At 38.9% G+C, this 19472-nt stretch carries 21 protein-coding genes; 3 read left to right on the forward strand and 18 right to left on the reverse strand.

What is annotated here, in order from left to right:
• Positions 1-55 precede the first annotated feature (55 nt).
• The gene (locus MOK21_RS16880) at positions 56-598 is read right to left on the reverse strand and encodes a TIGR01440 family protein (protein ID WP_249075155.1); all 543 of its coding nucleotides are present in this window, start codon (positions 596-598) and stop codon (positions 56-58) included.
• 109 nt (positions 599-707) lie between these two features.
• Positions 708-1145 carry a ribose 5-phosphate isomerase B gene (gene rpiB / locus MOK21_RS16885; RefSeq protein ID WP_068986237.1) on the reverse strand — a complete coding sequence of 146 codons (438 nt, stop codon included), beginning with the start codon at positions 1143-1145 and terminating at the stop codon, positions 708-710.
• 313 nt (positions 1146-1458) lie between these two features.
• On the opposite strand from rpiB, the gene MOK21_RS16890 reads away from it, so the two are divergent.
• A complete protein-coding gene (locus MOK21_RS16890) occupies positions 1459-1998 on the forward strand; it encodes a hypothetical protein (protein WP_249075156.1) in 540 nt (179 codons plus the stop codon).
• Between the two features lie 44 nt (positions 1999-2042).
• Here MOK21_RS16890 and MOK21_RS16895 read toward each other — a convergent pair whose 3' ends face one another.
• The 14 genes from MOK21_RS16895 to MOK21_RS16960 form a co-directional block, all read right to left on the reverse strand.
• Positions 2043-3326, reverse strand: coding sequence for a methyl-accepting chemotaxis protein (locus tag MOK21_RS16895; RefSeq protein WP_249075157.1), 1284 nt, complete (start codon positions 3324-3326; stop codon positions 2043-2045).
• A gap of 8 nt (positions 3327-3334) precedes the next feature.
• Entirely contained in the window at positions 3335-3775 is a 441-nt protein-coding gene (locus tag MOK21_RS16900; RefSeq protein WP_249075158.1) for a low molecular weight protein arginine phosphatase, read from the reverse strand.
• 24 nt (positions 3776-3799) lie between these two features.
• A complete protein-coding gene (locus tag MOK21_RS16905; protein WP_249075159.1) occupies positions 3800-4297 on the reverse strand; it encodes a manganese efflux pump MntP in 498 nt (165 codons plus the stop codon).
• Positions 4298-4510: 213 nt separating this feature from the next.
• Positions 4511-5545, reverse strand: a complete 1035-nt coding sequence (locus MOK21_RS16910) for an L-threonylcarbamoyladenylate synthase (protein ID WP_249075160.1) — start codon at positions 5543-5545, stop codon at positions 4511-4513.
• Positions 5546-5646: 101 nt separating this feature from the next.
• Positions 5647-6255, reverse strand: coding sequence for a stage II sporulation protein R (locus tag MOK21_RS16915; protein ID WP_249075161.1), 609 nt, complete (start codon positions 6253-6255; stop codon positions 5647-5649).
• Between the two features lie 43 nt (positions 6256-6298).
• Positions 6299-7159, reverse strand: coding sequence for a peptide chain release factor N(5)-glutamine methyltransferase (gene prmC, locus MOK21_RS16920; RefSeq protein WP_249075162.1), 861 nt, complete (start codon positions 7157-7159; stop codon positions 6299-6301).
• A complete protein-coding gene (prfA, locus tag MOK21_RS16925) occupies positions 7146-8222 on the reverse strand; it encodes a peptide chain release factor 1 (RefSeq protein ID WP_249075163.1) in 1077 nt (358 codons plus the stop codon). The genes prmC and prfA overlap by 14 nt, the downstream gene beginning before the upstream one ends.
• 330 nt (positions 8223-8552) lie before the next feature.
• Positions 8553-9125 (reverse strand): thymidine kinase, encoded by a 573-nt coding sequence (locus MOK21_RS16930; RefSeq protein ID WP_249075164.1) that lies wholly within the window; start codon positions 9123-9125, stop codon positions 8553-8555.
• A gap of 120 nt (positions 9126-9245) precedes the next feature.
• Positions 9246-9449 carry a 50S ribosomal protein L31 gene (gene rpmE, locus MOK21_RS16935; protein ID WP_249075165.1) on the reverse strand — a complete coding sequence of 68 codons (204 nt, stop codon included), beginning with the start codon at positions 9447-9449 and terminating at the stop codon, positions 9246-9248.
• A 683-nt stretch (positions 9450-10132) separates the two neighbouring features.
• Positions 10133-11416, reverse strand: coding sequence for a transcription termination factor Rho (rho, locus tag MOK21_RS16940; protein WP_249075166.1), 1284 nt, complete (start codon positions 11414-11416; stop codon positions 10133-10135).
• A 268-nt stretch (positions 11417-11684) separates the two neighbouring features.
• Positions 11685-12644 carry a class II fructose-bisphosphatase gene (gene glpX, locus MOK21_RS16945; RefSeq protein WP_249075167.1) on the reverse strand — a complete coding sequence of 320 codons (960 nt, stop codon included), beginning with the start codon at positions 12642-12644 and terminating at the stop codon, positions 11685-11687.
• 95 nt (positions 12645-12739) lie between these two features.
• The gene (locus tag MOK21_RS16950) at positions 12740-14026 is read right to left on the reverse strand and encodes a UDP-N-acetylglucosamine 1-carboxyvinyltransferase (protein WP_249075168.1); all 1287 of its coding nucleotides are present in this window, start codon (positions 14024-14026) and stop codon (positions 12740-12742) included.
• Positions 14027-14089: 63 nt separating this feature from the next.
• Positions 14090-14740 (reverse strand): fructose-6-phosphate aldolase, encoded by a 651-nt coding sequence (gene fsa, locus MOK21_RS16955; RefSeq protein ID WP_249075169.1) that lies wholly within the window; start codon positions 14738-14740, stop codon positions 14090-14092.
• Positions 14741-15024: 284 nt separating this feature from the next.
• Positions 15025-15879, reverse strand: a complete 855-nt coding sequence (locus tag MOK21_RS16960; RefSeq protein ID WP_249075170.1) for a class II fructose-bisphosphate aldolase — start codon at positions 15877-15879, stop codon at positions 15025-15027.
• Positions 15880-16195: 316 nt separating this feature from the next.
• Here MOK21_RS16960 and MOK21_RS16965 point away from each other — a divergent pair, with 316 nt between their 5' ends.
• A complete protein-coding gene (locus tag MOK21_RS16965; RefSeq protein WP_249075171.1) occupies positions 16196-16513 on the forward strand; it encodes a hypothetical protein in 318 nt (105 codons plus the stop codon).
• 42 nt (positions 16514-16555) lie between these two features.
• Here the strand turns inward: MOK21_RS16965 and MOK21_RS16970 are convergent, their stop codons facing one another.
• Positions 16556-16912 carry a response regulator gene (locus MOK21_RS16970; protein ID WP_249075172.1) on the reverse strand — a complete coding sequence of 119 codons (357 nt, stop codon included), beginning with the start codon at positions 16910-16912 and terminating at the stop codon, positions 16556-16558.
• Between the two features lie 155 nt (positions 16913-17067).
• On the opposite strand from MOK21_RS16970, the gene MOK21_RS16975 reads away from it, so the two are divergent.
• Positions 17068-17598, forward strand: a complete 531-nt coding sequence (locus tag MOK21_RS16975) for a DUF2529 family protein (RefSeq protein ID WP_249075173.1) — start codon at positions 17068-17070, stop codon at positions 17596-17598.
• Between the two features lie 46 nt (positions 17599-17644).
• On the opposite strand, the gene MOK21_RS16980 is transcribed toward MOK21_RS16975, so the two are convergent.
• The gene (locus MOK21_RS16980; RefSeq protein ID WP_249075174.1) at positions 17645-19237 is read right to left on the reverse strand and encodes a CTP synthase; all 1593 of its coding nucleotides are present in this window, start codon (positions 19235-19237) and stop codon (positions 17645-17647) included.
• Positions 19238-19472 lie beyond the last annotated feature (235 nt).

Here is a 19472-nt window from a genome sequence, read left to right on the forward strand (position 1 = left end):
AAAAAGCCTCCTAAGTATAATCGTTATTTGTATACCACTGATTTCAGAGGTAATTTTATTTATATACTGCACGCTCTCCGCCAATCAGCTTTGGGCGTGTTGTTGCTATCGTTACAACCGCTTCTCCTACCATTTTTACAGAAGTACGAACCGGAACAGCTACTGCCTTTAAATGCATACCTATAAGCGTTTGACCAATGTCAATGCCTGCATTTGCTTGCACAGCTTCCACAACAACTGGATTTGTAAATTGCGTAAAGGCATAAGCGGACATTGAGCCGCCTGCTGTACGAACTGGTACAACTGACACAGGTTCATAACCAAATCGGTCTGCCGTTGTTGCTTCCATAGTAATCGCACGATTAATGTGCTCACATCCTTGGAACGCTAGATGTAGTTGATGTTTCTTTGCAAATGCCTGCAACGGCTCAAAAATCGCCTCTCCAATTTCAAGCGCACCTGCTGTGCCAATTTTCTGACCAATCACTTCAGATGTCGAGCAGCCTACGACAAAAATAGTATTTGGTCGTAGGGTTACCTGCTCTTCAAATTCACTGAGTAACTGAGTCAAATGTGTTCGTATTTGTTGTACAACCACTATGCTCAGCCCCTTAATTTCTAAATTATTTATGTCACACAGCTAAAAAAACACTCTTTGACGAACCTTTTTAGCTTAGGACATATCTTAACAAACTTAATTGCTTTTCTTATTGCTCAAGCTCAGCGATTTTTTCAATGCGTCGCGTATGACGACCACCTTCAAAATCTGTTTCAAGCCATACTTTTGCAATTTCACGTGCAAGGCCTGGCCCAATAACACGCTCACCCATTGCTAAAACATTTGAATCATTGTGGCAACGCGTTGCTTTTGCGCTAAATAAATCATGTACTAAAGCACAACGAATCCCCTTAATTTTATTTGCAGCAATGGACATACCAATGCCTGTACCACAAATTAAAATACCTTTATCAAATTCCCCGCTAGCAACACCTTCTGTAACTGGTTTTGCATAATCAGGATAGTCTACTGAATCCGCAGATTGTGGACCAAAATCTTCGTAGCTAATGTTTAGCTCATCTAACAGCTGCATAATCTCACGACGTAAGTTATTGCCTCCGTGATCAGAAGAAATTGCTATTCTCACTGGGTTCCCTCTTTTCGAAATATAGTCAACACTAGTGTACCACTTCTCCCCCAAGAATAACATGATTTTTCTTGCATTTTTATGCTGATTTCTCCTAAAAGACGAACATTTCTTGTAAGTGAACGAAAAATCATTCACTTTTAAACTCGTTTTCCTGTGGATATTGTGAATATCATGTTGATAAATTCGGATAAAAGTCTTTTGTTGCAATATTCTATCTTCTAAAGATTTTTTACCTTTGTCATTATAGTGGACAAACTATATCAATATTATTTCTATGTATTACCAATAGTTGGCACTATGGTGGGATTCTGTGCAAAATGCGAGTGCGGCTATCCGTCACTTTGTCTCTTCCATCCGTCGCCCTGGTCGCTCTTTCCGTCGCTTCGCCAGTTCTTTCCGTCGTTGCCGTTCTTCTTTCCATCGCTCTGTAGACTATCCATCTCTTTGCCTCTTCTATCCGTCACTCTGGCCACATTATCCGTCGCTTCGTCTATTCTTTCCGTCGTTGCCGCTCTTCTTTCCGTCGCTCTGCGGGCTATCCGTCACTTTGTCTCTTCTTTCCGTCGCTCTGCGGCTATCCGTCACTTTGTCTCTTCTTTCCGTCGCCCTGGTCGCTCTTTCCGTCGCTTCGCCAGTTCTTTCCGTCGTTGCCGTTCTTCTTTCCATCGCTCTGCGGCTATCCGTCACTTCGTCTCTTCTTTCCGTCACTCTTGCCGCTCTTTCCGTCGCTTCGTCTCTTCTATCCGTCGCTCTGCAAGCTACTCTTCATTCTCTGCTCTACTTCTATCCATCACAATCATCTCAGTACTATGCACATGCTTCAAGACAACATAAAAAAAACTGTAGTTAACTCGAATCTCAATCGAGTTTATCTACAGTCTAAAATCTTCCTACTTATGCTTGTCTATCAAATTGTTGAATCATTTTGTGGAGCTCTTCGGATTGTTTCTTTAAGCCTTCTGCTAGTTTTTCTACTTGCTCAATTGCGTATGCTTGTTCTTCTGTTGCACTGCGAACTTCTTGTGCTCCTGCTGACGTTTCTTGAGCAATGGCAGCAACTTCTTGAGATTGACGAGCAGTTGTTTCAATATTATGCATTTGCTGTTCAATTAGTGAAGAAATTTCCACAATCGCAGTCGCCATTTCATGGACACTTGAAGACATTCCTTCTACCGCTGTCGTTGTTTCTGATACACGCGCAGCTTCTTTTGTTGCAAATGACACTTGCTGGTTCATTTGTTTTACAACAATTTCAACATTTTGTTGCATAGATTGGATAAGTGAAGTAATGCCCTGTACCGCTTTTGCACTTTCATCAGCTAAACTACGAACTTCTTCCGCTACAACGGCAAAACCTTTGCCATGTTCACCAGCACGCGCTGCCTCAATCGAAGCATTTAAAGCTAGTAAATTGGTTTGTGCTGCAATATCGCCAACTAAGCTAATAATGCGCTCTACCTGTCCAGCGTTATCCTCTAAAAGGCGAATGCTTTCTAATGCCTCTGTATTGCCAGCTGCGATTTGCTGAATGCTATTTACTAACGTTTCGATTGCTTTTGTTGTTGTTGATAAATTATGTAAAATCTCTTTAGATTGTGTTGCCGATGCCTCTGCTCTACTATTAACTTCTGTCGCAAGTGCTCGTACATCTTCAATTGCTTCAGCTGTATCTTGGACTGCGGTTGCAGATGTTTCAGCACCAGAGGAAATATGTTTTACTGTAAAAGCGATATTCTCTGCTTTTTTTGTTGCAACAGCTGCTTCATCAGATAGCTGGATTATGGATTGATTGGTTTGCTGGAAGTTATTATCGATGCTTTCGACCATTCCTCTTAAGTTTAACACCATTTGTTGGAATGCCTCTGCAACAGAACGAATTTCATCATTTGTTTTCGGCATTTCTACATCTTGTCCAATCTTCCCTTCCGCTACACGGGAAGCTGAATTTTCGAGCTTCTGTAAAGGTTTAATTAGGATTACACTGAATACTGCAGCTAAAATGCCTGACCATGCAATCCCCGACAGATAAGTAAAGATTTCAAACAGTTTACGATCGACCCCCGGGAAAAAGGTAGGTTGTAAATATTCGATAAATATAAAACTAATACTGTATGTGATTAGTGCAAGAATACCGACAAATAATACTAGTTTAAGTCGTAAGCCAAACTGTTTTTTCATAACGACCCTCAATTCTCTTCAATTTTTTTTACTAATCGTTCTACCAATTCCGTTATTTCTGCAAATGTTTCTTTATAAATTGCTATACTTCCACCATAAGGATCCACAACATTCCCTGTACTACCTGCGCCTGTATACTCTTTTAACGTAAAGACTTTTCGTTCTGCATGTGGATAATTAGCGATAATTGTATCTTTGTGAGCTGTTGTCATTGTTAAAATTAAATCAGCCCACTCCATTTCAGTTATTGATAATTGTGTTGCTAAATGCTGTTGCGTCATATTTGCTTCATCAACTACTTGTTGTGCATGTGCAGACATTTCCGCATTTGGCATGGCATAAATGCCCGCTGAACGGACCTCAACATTGTCAATTTGTTTATGCTTTAAAATTACCTCTGCCATAGGACTGCGACAAGTATTCCCGGTGCAAACAAATAATATTTTCATACTTATCACCCTTCCCTATTTTCTCTATTGTCGGATAGCCAGGAAACCCATAATGATAAAAAAAATCCCTGCAATCATTTGAGATTTATTACCAAGAAGGACCTGACTTTTACGTGCAATGACTAATGACCCATAAGAGCAAATGAGTGCACTTACACCTGCGCTTACAATAAATACTGTTTTCTCTATATTTAGCATACCAAAAGAAACACTTACTGAAAAGGTATCTAGGCTTGCAGTCACAGCTAAAAGTATTGGTGAAATTGTAGCCTTTTCATCCTTTTGCGAAAATAATAGTAAATGTAAACCCATGCAAAACAATAAGATACTTGAAATCCATTGTCCCCATTCTAAGAGGAAGCGCATTAAAAAGTGTCCAAATTCAAAACCCAGTAACGGGAATAGCATATGCAAAGCAGCTGTCCATACTGACAAAAAAAATCGATATCGAACATTTGGTATTAATACATATAAACCGATCACATCTACAGACGTTAATATACCTGCAAGAATCCCCTGCAAGAAAGCACTCCTTCGCTCTCTAATATTTTATCATTTTATGCTCGAAATTACAGTATTATCATAATACAATTTCCTTACAACTAGGTGTTAAAAGTCACTCTAACGATAAACAATCACCTTCATTTGTAGTAAAAATCTACTGTACTTTCTTCTACTGAAAGCGCGGCAATATAAAATAGCATGCCAGAAGTAGCTTCCAGCATGCTATTTTATTTACGAAGTATACCATTTTCCTCCGGCTGCTTTGTCAAGACGATTCATTATTGCAGCCCCTACCCCTTCAGTCGAAGTAGTAGTTGCCAGAATAATTGTAGCTGTTGTTTTATCGCAAGCTCTTAGGGCATGATACAAAGTCGCACCCATTTCTTCTTTACTACCTGCTTCTCCTACTGAGAAATAAAAATCAGCCTTGCTGTCAACAAAGCTCGCTGGTGCAAGTAACGCTACTTTATGTCCTTGGCTTTGTAATTGTTGTACAGCCTCATGGACTTTCTTCAAATCACATTCAATTAATAGCACGGGAGCGTTAGGTGCATAGTGTGTATATTTCATACCAGGGGCTTTTGGCGTAGCCTCTAATTTCTGCTCTATTTTTGAAGGTTGAAGTACTTGACCAATCTTAGCCTCTAACATTTCCTTCGTAATTCCGCCTGGACGCAAAATTACTGGAGGCTCGTGCGTAACATCTAGCACTGTGGATTCGAGTCCAATCCCAGTAGAACCTCCATCTAAAATATAAGGTATGTACCCTCCCAAATCATCCTGAACATGTATGGCTTCTGTAGGACTTGGCTTCCCACTACGATTAGCACTTGGCGCAGCAAGTGGCTTTTTTAATTGTTGAAGTAAGGCGAGTGCAACTGGATGATCTGGCATACGTATACCGACAGTCGATAAACCAGCTGTCACACTGTCTGCCAGCACATTTGGCTTTACAGGCATTACAAGTGTCAGTGGCCCTGGCCAAAATAAATCCATGCATTTTTTGGCTACTTCTGAAATATGCTCTATATAGCGTTCAACTTCCTCTTTTGTGCCAATGTGAACAATTAGCGGATTGTCTGATGGACGACCTTTTGCTTCAAATATCTTTTTGACCGCTGTGTCATTTGTAGCAACAGCTCCTAGGCCATAAACCGTTTCTGTTGGAAATGCCACGACCTCGCCTGCATTTAAGATATCCACAGCTTGTGCATAAGTTATCTGACTATTCACATTACTATCCACAATCTTGCACACGGTTTCCATAATTAAAACCTTCCTTCAATTTTTCGTTTTTACTAAATTATCCACATAATGTTTATAACTTCTTAAAAATTGTGCATAAGTTATCAGAATTCGCGAATAATTCATTCAAAAAAACCTTTAATCCATTCCCATAGAAAAAATGTAACGTGTTCCTTCTCTTCTTCTACTTCTTCTTTCACTTCTTCTTTTGCTTCTGCTTTAGTAGGCTCACAAATCGATGGGAATACGCTACACCACCAGTTATCGCCACGTGCATCACCGATTTTTACGACAATCGAATGATATAAGTTTTGTGGATAAAGTACAGCGTCCTTTCTCTTTGGCGGAAATAAGTTATCCCCAAGTACAACTTGTGTATCCAGCTGTGGATAATTTTTGTTTATTTCTGCTTCAATTTCTTTTTTTAATGAAAGTATTTGCTCATTATCCACATTTTTAGCTCCAGCACTAGCTACTTGTTTAAAATACGGCTTTAAATTTTTGACAAGTTGCTCTTTTTCAAGCTGATCCTGTGATGTATTGCTATTGGCAATAACGCGTATACGAAAATCGTTTTCTTGCTCCTGATTGATAGACTCTTTCGCAAAACCTACTAATGATGGAATATATAAAATACATAATTGTAAGGCAATCGCAATAAATACTAATCTTGCAAAAGCTAGTAAAATATTTTGTTTTGGTAATCTAATAATCTTGTATTCGTTTAACATAAAAATCCCTCCTTGCTAACATTGTTGGCAAGAAGTAGATACTTTATACATGAATTTCACAAAAAATCATTCGAGGTTTACCATTTATATCTTTTTCTATCGAAATTGTAGCCTGCGGAAAACTATTTTTAAAGAATTGAGCCACCTGCTCTCCTTGTGTATAACCGATTTCAAGGCCAATGAGCGACGGTTTATTCATAAGGGGTGGAAGCTGCTCAGCCAATTTTCTATATAAAATAAGTCCGTCTTCTTCTGCAAACAGAGCACTGTGTGGTTCATGCTCTAGCACGGTATTTGGCATCTCTTTCGCCTCATCAAAAGCAATATACGGTGGATTCGATAACACGATATCAAATTTCTCCCCTGCCAGAGGTTTCGTTAAATCCCCTAGTCGAAAATCAATATCCGCCGATAATCTTTGGGCATTTTTTTGAGCTGTCGTTAAAGCAGCTTCAGATAGATCAGTAGCAACGACCGTTAGCTCTGGACATTCTAGCTTCATAGAAATAGCGATTGCACCGCTACCAGTTCCTATATCTGCCAGCTTCAATGCTTGATCATTCCATATTTTGTTCATCCGATTGATTGTTCCAAGCACCAATTCCTCAGTCTCAGGTCTAGGAATAAGTACTGACTCATCAACTATAAATGAACGACCATAAAATTCTTCACTACCGACGCAATACTGTACAGGTCGTCCACTCACATGCTCTTCGATTAGTTCTTTAAACTTTTCTTTTTGTTCAGCTGTTAATACGTCTTGAAGATGTAGCATTACTTCTGAATAACTAGTGCCAAGTATATGCTGCATAACAATACGCGCTGCTGTTTCCTCATGACCATTATCCACTAAAAAAGAAGAAGCCCATTGAAGGGCCTCCATTACTTTATTATAGGTCATCATTTAATCGCTCTAACTTTGATGCTTGCTCTTCTAAAATGAGCGTATCAATGATTTCGTCTAGTCTACCTTCAACGATTTGATCTAGCTTTTGAATCGTTAAACCAATACGGTGGTCGGTTACACGGTTTTGTGGATAATTGTATGTGCGAATACGCTCAGAGCGATCGCCTGAACCTACAGCTGATTTACGTGTAGCATCGATTTCCTTTTGTGCTTCTTGCAAATACATATCAGCAACACGGGCACGTAAGATTTTCATTGCCTTTTCACGGTTTTTAATTTGTGATCGTTCATCCTGCATCGATACAACAACACCTGTCGGTAAGTGAGTCATACGAACAGCTGACATCGTTGTATTTACAGACTGACCACCGGCACCAGAAGATGCAAATGTATCCACTCGGATATCTTTTTCATGGATTTCAACATCTACTTCTTCAACTTCAGGTAAGCAAGCTACTGTCGCTGTCGAAGTATGAATACGCCCTTGAGATTCCGTGGCAGGTACACGTTGTACGCGGTGTGCACCATTTTCAAATTTGAATTTTGAATATGCACCTTGGCCGTTAATCATAAAAATAACTTCTTTATAACCACCCATTGGGTTCGGCGTCGCTTCCATTACGTCAATCTTCCAGCCTTGTGTCTCAGCATAACGAGAGTACATACGGAATAAATCTCCCGCAAAAATATTCGCCTCGTCTCCACCAGCTGCCCCACGAATCTCCATAATAACGTTTTTATTATCATTAGGATCTTTTGGAATTAATAGAATACGTAAACGTTCTTCTAATTCTTCTTGCTGCTCTTTTAATAGGTTGAATTCTTCTTTCACCATCTCATGCATATCAGGATCTTTTTCACTATCTAGCATCTCACGTGTATCAGCTAATTGCTCTTTTACATTTTTATATTCACGATAAGCATCTACCGTTTCCTGGATATCTGATTGTTCCTTGGAATATTCGCGTAATTTTTTACTATCATTCACAATATCGGGATCACTTAAAAGCTCTGTTAGCCTTTCGTAACGATCCTCCACTGCTTGTAATCGATCAAACATGGATTTCACCTCTATTTAGTTTTTTTAAGGATTATCAGCAAAACGTATGGTTGATTTCCGTTCCGGCTGGGCGACTCCACTACAATCAACTTATATTCATAGTGGACGTTTTAACAAAAGTCATCCATAACGTTTGGTGAACCTTTTTTTATGAAGTTTGCTCTATTATAACTGTCGTATCGTTACTGAAAAAGAGAAACTCTAAATTAGAATTACGCTAAGTGCGTAAAGATTTTTTTATAAAGATTTTTTATTTCCACTACTTAGTATAAGGAAGTTTTCGCATGTATGCTACTTTTTATTAGCCTTATCGACAAAGCCTTTTTTGCTTTATAGTGGCGGATGTGTGTGGCATTTTCGACAAACTGGATAATAGGAATCATTTCCTCCAATTTGAATTTGATCACCTGTATAAACCGGTTTTCCACTTTCATCAACACGCAAATTCATTGTAGCCTTTTTATGACAGAACCAGCAAATTGTTTTCATTTCCTCAATTTTATCTGCATATGTAAGCATGTACTGACTGCCTTCAAATAACTCATTTTGGAAATCGTTTTTTAGACCGAAGCCCATAACTGGAATATCTAACTCATCTACGATATATGCTAACTGCAAAACATGTTCTTTTTTTAAAAATTGTACTTCGTCAACAAGTACACAATATGGTTTGACAGCATTGTTTTTTACCAGCTCAAAAATATTTGTATCATCATTAACAGGAATGGCTTGTTGACGTAAGCCTACTCGACTTGAGATAAAGCCTACTTCATCTCGCGTATCTATGCCTGGTGTAAACATCATTACAGGTTTTTGTTGTTCTTCATAGTTATGCGCAACTTTTAGAATTTCTATGGATTTACCACTATTCATTGCCCCGTGTTTAAAATATAGCTGTGCCATTTTGTCTTCTCCCTTTCTTCTTATCAATCCGGATATCGAAAAGACTCGCATCAACATTCATTTTGGTTATACTGAAAAAAATACCTGCCAAGCACATGCTTGGCAGGTATTAAACTAACATTAGTTTTTAAGACCGTATTTTTTGTTGAAACGATCCACGCGACCATCAGCAGACGCGAATTTTTGACGGCCAGTATAGAATGGGTGACATTCGTTGCAGAACTCGACAACGATGTTTTCTTTTACTGAACCAGTTTTGAAAGTGTTACCACAAGAGCAAGTTACTGATGCTTCTTTGTAGTCTGGATGAATTCCTTGTTTCATATTCGTTTTCTCCTCTCGCCCTGAACCATCTGGAACAGAGTATTATCGAACTGTACCTTACATAGCCCGAATATGTCGGCTACATATGTACACGTTACATACTTTGCAATAGTACCATATATCCTATACATTTGACAATAGTTTTTCCTCTATCGATTAGTTATTTAATTTTAGGGGCGTATCACCATAATGTGGGGGTGATTTCCGTTCCGGCTGGGCGCTTTGTAGCTGGCGCTTCGCTTTCGCTACAGATAAAACAATTGCTGCCGCTACGCTTTCGCACAGAGCAAAGCTTCCTGGGGGCGTCGGGGCAACAGATGTTTTTTGCGCGAAAGCGTAGTGTTAACGCAGCGGCAGCAGCAGGATGTTGGTCACGAAGGCGTTATCACAGGACGTGATGCTCTTAGCCTTCGTTCCCCTTCCCGCTTCACTCGCGTTGCTCGCTCCAGGGTCTCGGGCCAACAGATGTCTTTTGCGCGAAAGCGTGAGTGCAACGTAGCGGCAGCAGCACGATGTTGGTCACGAAGGCGTTATCACAGGATGTGATGTTCTTAGCCTTCGTTCCACTATTGCTTATCCCCAAGGAGTCGCCCAGCCTCCACTTCAATCACCTTATTATATAGGTGTGTTATACCAGTATTTAAAAATCACCATCAACTAGTTATAGTCAATGGTGATTCATTTTATAGTAAGCCCTTACCTTTAGTAGCTTTTTTCATATCTTCATTTAATTTTTCGAAGAATTCTTCATTAGATTTTGTCGTACGTAATTTTTTCATGAAGCGCTCCGCAAAATCAGGTGCGTCCGAGAATGTTTTACGAATTGCCCAAAGCTTTTCAAGTTGCTCAGGCTCTAGCAGAAGTTCTTCCTTACGTGTACCCGAACGGCGGATATCAAGCGCAGGGAAAATACGACGCTCTGCTAATTGGCGATCGAGATGAAGCTCTAAATTACCTGTTCCTTTAAATTCCTCATAAATAACCTCATCCATACGAGATCCTGTATCCACTAAAGCTGTCGCTAAAATAGTTAAGCTACCACCTTCTTCAATATTACGTGCAGAACCGAAGAATCGTTTTGGTCTATGGAAAGCAGCAGGATCAATACCACCTGAAAGCGTACGACCGCTCGGAGGAATAACTAAATTATAAGCTCGTGCTAAACGTGTAATAGAGTCCATTAAAATAATAACATCACGCTTATGCTCAACTAAGCGGCGTGCACGTTCTAACACAATTTCGGCAACTTTCACATGATTTTCAGGAACCTCATCGAACGTTGAGCTCACTACATCTGCATTTACTGAACGTTCAATATCAGTTACTTCCTCAGGGCGTTCGTCAATAAGTAATACAATTAACTCAGCATCTGGATGATTAGTTGTAATAGCATTCGCAATTTCTTTTAATAATGATGTTTTCCCTGCCTTTGGTGGTGCCACGATCAATCCACGCTGTCCAAAGCCTACAGGTGCCACTAAATCCATGATACGAGTCGATAAATTACGTTGTGTTGTTTCCAGTTTAATTTGTCGGTCAGGATATAAAGGCGTTAATGCAGGGAAATGCACACGTTCCTTTGCTACTTCTGGGTCTTCGCCGTTAACAGCATCTACTTGTAGTAGTCCATAATAACGTTCGTTTTCTTTAGGTGGACGTACTTTACCAGATACCTTGTCCCCATTTCGTAGGTCAAAGCGACGAATTTGAGAAGCAGAAATATAAATATCCTCTTTACTTGGAGAATAGTTAATTGGTCGAAGGAAGCCAAAGCCCTCTTGCGAAACAATTTCTAGTACACCTTCCATAAAGAAATAGCCCTCTTGCTCCGAGCGAGTTTTCAAAATAGCAAATATTAATTCTTTTTTCGTTAGCTTGCTATAATATGAAATTTTATATTGGCGTGCAAGGGCGTAAAGCTCTTTTAACGTCATGTTTTCTAATTGAGCGATTGTCAATGCAGACATATGCACAACTCCAGTCTTTTTCAAAATATAATTGCCAGTTTTGGGGATATCAAAGAAGTTTTTACGATAGGCTCTGTGATTTTTTCGTACCTGTCAGCGTTTTCTTACGTTAGAAATTAAGTAGTTCGAATTAGAGCGATAGGTACTTTCATTAACTATACAAAACAATGAAGCCTAACATAGCCTTATAAAACTATGGGATGGTTGAAAATTTAGAAGAAGGTACCTAGTGCAAAAAGATGCACTAGGTATATTTTAGAAGAAATTTTTATTTATAGCTAGGTTTTTTATCAAGAGCGTGACGTCCTTCTACAAAACGCACAGTTCCAGATTTAGCTCGCATAACAACTGAATGTGTTAATGCATAAGCTCCTTTATATTGAACACCTTTTAGCAGCTCGCAATCTGTTACAGCAGTCGCTGCAAAAATAGCATCGTCACCTTTAACTAGGTCATCTAAATAAAGAACTTTATCTACATCTACACCCATTTTTTTGCAACGTTCTAACTGTTCATCATCTTCTGGCACTAGCTTCGCTTGGAAGTCTCCGCCTAGACATTTTAATGCAACAGCTGAAATAACACCCTCTGGTGCACCACCTGTACCAAACATAATATCAATGCCAGTTTCATCAAAAGCAGTATTGATAGCTGCTCCAACGTCGCCGTCTTGAATAAATTTAATACGTGCCCCAGCTTCTCGGATTTCATCAACAATTGCTTGGTGACGTGGTCGATCTAAAAGTGTAGCTACTACGTCTGAAATATCTTTATTTTTAGCTTTTGCTACCTGTAATAAATTATACGTAACAGAAGCATTAATATCTACCTTACCAGCCGCTTCTGGTCCTACTGCAATTTTCTCCATGTACATATCAGGTGCATTTAACAGATTGCCTTTATCTGCAATAGCAAGAACTGTCATTGCACCATTTGTACCCTTCGCTACAATATTAGTACCTTCTAATGGGTCAACTGCGATATCTACTTGAGGACCTCCATTGCGTAGGCCAAGCTCTTCACCAATATAAAGCATTGGTGCTTCATCCATTTCGCCTTCACCAATCACTACTGTAGCATGCATTGGAATTGTATCGAACATCACGCGCATCGCTGTCGTCGCTGCATCATCTGCCTCAATTTTCAAACCGCGACCCATCCATTTCCCGGATGCGATTGCTGCTGCCTCTGTTACTCGTACTACTTCCATCGATAAACTACGTTCCATTGTCTTATTTGCCTCCCGTTATCGGCATATTTCTTCGCCGAAACATTCAAATTACCTCTATTGTAACATAGTTAGTTCAAAACTTTTAGCTCTCATTATTCCTTTGTCTCTGCTACGCGTGCCATTATTGTTTCACGTCGAATATCAGCGCCTAAATCACGTAATTTCTCAATAAGTGAGCTATAACCACGCTCAATATGATAGATATCATGAATTTCTGTTTCGCCTTCAGCTAACAGGCCAGCTAATACTAATGCGGCGCCCGCTCGAAGATCTGTAGCCGTTACAGTTGAGCCTTGTAATTTACTAGGACCTGTAATCATAGCTGTATTTCCTTCAACGCGTGCATTGGCATTCATACGACGAAGTTCATCAATATGTTTAAATCGAGCTGTATAGATTGTATCTGTTACCTTTGAGGAACCAAATGCTTGGGACATTAAAACAGAAAGTGGTTGCTGAATATCCGTTGGAAACCCAGGATACACTAATGTTTTAACATCAACGGCTTGCAATGTGGAGAGGTCTGTTTTTGGCACAAAAATACTTTCTTCACCGATTTCAATCTTTACTCCCATTTCACGAAGCTTTGCAATAATCGCCTCTAAATGCAATGGAATAACATTATCAATCGTAATACCTTCACCTAAAGCGGCAGCCATAATCATAAATGTAGCAGCTTCAATGCGATCTGGAATAATCGTGTGCTCCGTACCGTGAAGTTCCTCTACACCTTCAATACGGATAACACTTGTACCTGCCCCTTTAATATTAGCTCCCATGTTAGTGAGAAGAGTAGCTACATCAATAATTTCCGGTTCTTTTGCTGCATTTTCAATAACCGTACGTCCCTTCGCAAGGACAGCAGCTAACATAATATTAATCGTTGCTCCAACACTGGCAACGTCTAAATATATTTTGGCACCAATTAATTCATCAGCACGTAAATAAATGGCTCCATGCTCATTAGTAATTTTCGCACCTAATGCTTCAAAGCCTTTTATATGTTGGTCAATAGGACGTGGCCCTAAGAAGCAGCCTCCTGGTAAACCAATGACAGCTTTTTTAAAGCGACCAAGCATTGCTCCCATTAGATAATAAGAGGCACGAAGCTTTTTCACGTTACCATTTGGTAATGGCAACGCAATCATTTCAGTTGGATCGATGGTCATGATGCCATCCTCAAATGAAACTTCTCCACCAATCTCCTCTAATAATGCCTTTAACGTCCATGCATCGGAAATTTCTGGTAACCCTCCAATTGTCACTGGAGAGTTCGCCAAAATTGATGCTGGAATTAAGGCGACTGCACTATTTTTTGCACCACTAACTTTTATTGTACCCTTTAGACGATTTTCGCCTGTAATTTTGTAAACATCCATTTTGCGTTCTCCCTCATGATTGGAAAGTAATTTTTTCTGCAATTGGCTCACTATATAATCTTATTATTTGCCTTTTCTCTTATTCCAATCCGTTAAAAATCCTTCAATTCCTTTTTCCGTTAATGGATGATGGAAAAGTTGCTTTAAAACTTTAAATGGAGTAGTTGCAATGTGCGCGCCAGCAAGTGCTGCAGCTGTTACATGCTGTGGATGACGAATAGATGCAGCGATAATTTGCGTTTCGATATTATGAATTGTAAAAATATCTGCAATCGTTTCAATTAGTTCAACACCGTTTTGACCCATATCATCTAGACGACCGATAAATGGTGATACATATGTAGCACCCGCACGAGCTGCCATTAATGCTTGGTTGGCACTGAAGATTAGTGTTACGTTCGTTTTAATACCTTTGTCAGCAAAGAAGCGACATGCCTCTAATCCAGCTGGCGTCATTGGCAATTTAACTGTAATATTCGGAGCAATTGCAGCCAATTCTAAGCCTTCTTTAATCATACCTTCTGCATCTAGAGCAATTACTTCCCCACTCACTGAGCCATCTACAAGCTCTGTGATTTCACGAAGACGATCATGGAAAGAAACATTCTCTTCTTTAGCAACTAATGATGGGTTTGTTGTAACGCCTGATAAAATACCCCATGCGTGTGCTTCTTTAATCTCTTCGAAATTTGCTGTATCAATAAAAAATTTCATTGTATTCCCTCCTGATCACTGTTTTGCTCATCACTATATCGTGGGTTGATTTCCGTTCCGACTGGGCGCTTTCCTAGGGCCATTCAGTTAAATCGGAAATCAACTACTATACATTACATTCGTTTTAACACAAATGCTATCCCCAACTTTTGGTGATGAACCATATATTTAAATTTTCGCCAAAAATTCATCATTTCAAAAACAAGAGAAGGTCGATAACAGCATCAACACTTCTCTTATTTTGTGTATTCATCTGTGCTTTTGTAGCCGTTTAGATACAAAAATTATGCTTTTTGCGCACTACCAAATTCACGGATTTTCCCGATAACTGTTGATTTAATTGCTTCACGTGCTGGAGCAAGGAATTTACGAGGATCATAAACAACTTTATCATTCTCAAGAACTTCACGGATTACTTTTGTAGCAGCAATTTGATTTTCAGTATTGACGTTAATTTTTGCTGTACCTAATGAAATTGAGCGTTGAATATCTTTCGTTGGGATCCCTGTACCACCATGTAATACTAATGGTAGATCTGCTAAGTTAGAGATTTCTTCCATCTCTTTAAAGCCTAAATTTGGTTCTCCTTTATAAGGACCATGTACAGAGCCAAGTGCTGGTGCTAAGCAATCGATATCTGTTAGCTCAACCATTTTACGGCATTCCTCTGGATCAGCGTACATAATACCACCGATTACGCCATCCTCGTCACCACCAACAGTGCCAAGCTCAGCTTCAACAGAAACACCTTTCGCATGAGCATACTCAACTACTTTAGAAGTAGTTGCAACATTTTCCTCGAATGGATGATGAGATGCATCAATCATTACAGAAGTAAATCCTGCATCAATTGCTTCTTTACATTTTTCAAAGCTTGAACCATGGTCAAGATGAATAGCTACAGGTACTGTAGTACCATAAGACTCCATCAAACCTTTTACCATTTGTACAACGGCGATAAATCCGCCCATATATTTTCCTGCGCCTTCAGAAACACCTAAAATAACTGGAGATTTTTCTTCTTCTGCTGCTTGTAAAATTGCCTGAGTCCACTCAAGGTTGTTGATGTTGAACTGACCAACAGCATAACCCTCTGCTTTTGCTTTAATTAACATCTCTTTCATAGATACTAATGCCATACTAAAAATCCTCCTCTTAGGACTATTCTTTCTACATAAATATGCTATTTAATCATAGCAAAAACAAAGTAACCTGAAAAGCATTTCAGGTTACTTTGTTTTCTGCACGAAAGCGTAGTGCAACGTAGCGGCGGTGCCTAGTGAAACCCAACGAAAGTTCTAGTGGCTGGGACAAAACTGGTCAAAACCTTAAAAAGCGCGAGAAATCAATTTAGAAACGTTGATTTCTTATGCTTTTTTGATGTTAAATTTTGCGTAAAAAAATATGCTTATGTCATAAGCGGCGCAAATTATCAGTGCGGTCAGATAGTGTTGCATGAAGGTAGATGTCGATATTTTTCGAAAGTTGGGTGATAAATTAAAAAAGTTGGGTGATAAATCGATAAAGTTGGTCGATAAACTAAAAAAGTTGGGTGATAAATCGATAAAGTTGGTCGATAAACTAAAAAAGTTGGGTGATAAATCGATAAAGTTGGTCGATAAACTAAAAAAGTTGGGTGATAAATCGATAAAGTTGGTCGATAAACTAAAAAAGTTGGGTGATAAATCGATAAAGTTGGTCGATAAACAATCAAAAGTTATCGATAAATCTCAAAACTACGGCTCATCGGACACCCAACTTCAAATCGAATAATAACCATAAAAAAACAGGCGGTGTTGACCACTGCCTGTTCATTTAACCTTTTAATGTTTTATTAACCTCATCACGCACTTCAAAAATATCAAAAGGCTTAGTAAAGTATCGAATTGCTCCTAAGTCTAATGCTTCTTGTACAACGTCTAATTCACCATATGCAGTCATCATGAATACCGGGAGTTGTGGCCACTTCTCTTTTAAGCGCTTTAAAATTTCTATGCCATCCATCCCTGGAATTTTCATGTCTAATAGGACACAATCCATTTCCTCCTCAGCATATTTCAGTGCTTCCGTACCATTTGCAGCTAAATATGTAACATAACCTTCTTTTTTCAACACTTCATTTAAAAGCAAACGAATTCCTGGTTGATCATCAACAATTAGTAATCGTTTCACATTTCATTCCGCCCTTTTCGAGTTATTATTCTTACACAAAACTTCCTATATTATGTATTATTCTCCTTTAACCTCTTAATACCTTCTAGTATTATAAATTATCTGCTTTTGCTTTATAGTCTTTTCATACCTATAATATTGATTGAGGTGGAATCATGTCAAAAATTCTAACAACACAATTAAGTGGATTATTACAAAGAATAACACAAAATGAAGAGGAAGCTATTGAAGAAACAGCACGATTACTTGCACAAGCTGGTATTGGTGAAGGTAATGTCTATTTCGCATGCTTTGGTGAAATGCAAGTTGTCGAATTAAATGCATATCAAGCAGTGGAACGTTTTGCTAAGTTAGTCCCTTGGACAAAAGATACAGTGATTACGGAAGCCGATCGTGTATGTATTTTTACACGTAGTGCACACGATGAAGATGCACTAGCTCTAGCGCAGCAATTAAACAATCAATTTATTCCATTCGCAGCAGTTGCTAGTGAAGTAGCTAATACCGAAAATCCATTAGCAGATTTAGCGTATACGTATATTTCCACACGCATACGAGGTGGTTTATTACCGAATGATTTAGGCAAACGCATCGTTGTGCCACACGCTATTGCTGCCCTGTTCGTTTATGAAGCCTTAAAAATTGCGTATGATGAAATGCTTGGTCTTGATGACGAAGAGCTATAAAGAATCTAAAAAAGAGTTGTCTCAGCATGAGACAACTCTTTTTTCATTATTTGAATGTTGCTCCGATAAAATCACGGAACAATGGTTGTGGACGGTTTGGACGTGATACTAACTCTGGGTGGAATTGACATGCTACGAAGAAATTATTTTCTGGTAACTCGATAATTTCCACTAATTTGCCGTCAGGACTTGTACCTGAGAAGACAAGACCTTCAGCTTCCATCGCTTCACGATATTCATTGTTAAATTCATAACGATGACGGTGACGTTCATAAACTAGCTCTTGACCATAAGCTTTGATTGCCTTCGAGCCTTCTTTTAGTTTACATGGATATAAACCTAAACGTAATGTACCACCAATGTCTACACTATCGTTTTGATCTGGTAGGAAGTCAATAATCGGATATTCCGTTTGTGGATCAAGCTCAGTAGAGTGCGCTCCTTTTAAACCAAGTACGTTACGAGCAAACTCCACTGTTGCAAGTTGCATACCTAGGCAAATACCTAAGAATGGCACATTATTTTCACGAGCAAATTGTGTCGCTAAAATTTTACCTTCTACTCCACGATCACCGAAGCCACCTGGAACTAAAATAGCGTCAGCACCTTTTAATAGTGAAGCAACATTGTCTGTATCTACATGTTCTGCATTGATCCAGTCAATTTCAATATCAGAATTAAATGCATAACCTGCATGTTTTAATGCCTCTACTACAGAAATATAAGCATCTTGAAGTTCTACATATTTACCTACTAATGCTACTTTTCGTTTATTTGGTAAGTTTTTCACTTTTGCTACAAGCTCACGCCATTCTTCCATATCTGCCTCAGGTGCTTTAATGCCAAAATGATCAAGTACAATATCATCGATATCTTGAGCATGAAGGTTTAAAGGTACTTCATATAAATGTTCTGCATCGCGAGATTCAATAATTTCGTGTGGTTGAACATCACAGAATAAAGCTAATTTTTCTTTCATATCTTGAGGCACTTCTTGCTCTGTGCGCACAACGATAATATTTGGTTGAATACCTAGAGAACGTAATTCTTTTACAGAATGCTGAGTTGGTTTTGTTTTTAGCTCACCCGCAGCTTTAATATAAGGAATAAGCGTACAATGAACATACATGACATTGTTATGGCCTAAATTCGTTTTCATTTGGCGAATTGCTTCAAGGAATGGTAATGACTCAATATCCCCTACTGTTCCGCCTACTTCTGTAATAACGACGTCTGCATTTGTTTCACGACCAGCACGTTGAATACGATCTTTGATTTCATTTGTAATGTGAGGAATTACTTGTACTGTTCCACCGTTGTAATCACCGCGGCGTTCTTTTTGTAATACAGACTGATAAACACGACCTGATGTTACTGTAGAATGTTTTCCTAGGTTAATGTCGATGAAACGTTCGTAGTGACCTAAGTCTAAGTCAGCTTCTGCGCCATCATCAGTTACGAAAACCTCACCATGTTGATAAGGACTCATTGTACCTGGGTCAATATTGATATATGGGTCAAATTTTTGAATTGTTACTTCTAATCCACGGTTTTTTAATAAACGACCTAGAGATGCTGCTACAATCCCTTTTCCAAGTGATGACACAACCCCACCTGTTACAAAAATATACTTCGTCATGAAAAAATTCCTCCTTATGTTGTTCTAGAAATTGCTAGTAAGAAAAGTGCATTCACGTCCTAAGCTAAGTCATCTTGAGCATTGGTGCAAATTTCTCTATAGGCTAAGAAAAGTAACATTTCTTATCCCTAAAATAAGAAAAGCCGAGAATGCCTACAAAATTGTAGTCGATTCGAAGCTGTAATCGTTTCTATCTCTTTTCTACTTTCCTTTTAAAAAGTTCTAACATATATTC

Source organism: Lysinibacillus sp. BPa_S21, assembly GCF_023337795.1.
GTDB lineage: Bacteria > Bacillota > Bacilli > Bacillales_A > Planococcaceae > Lysinibacillus.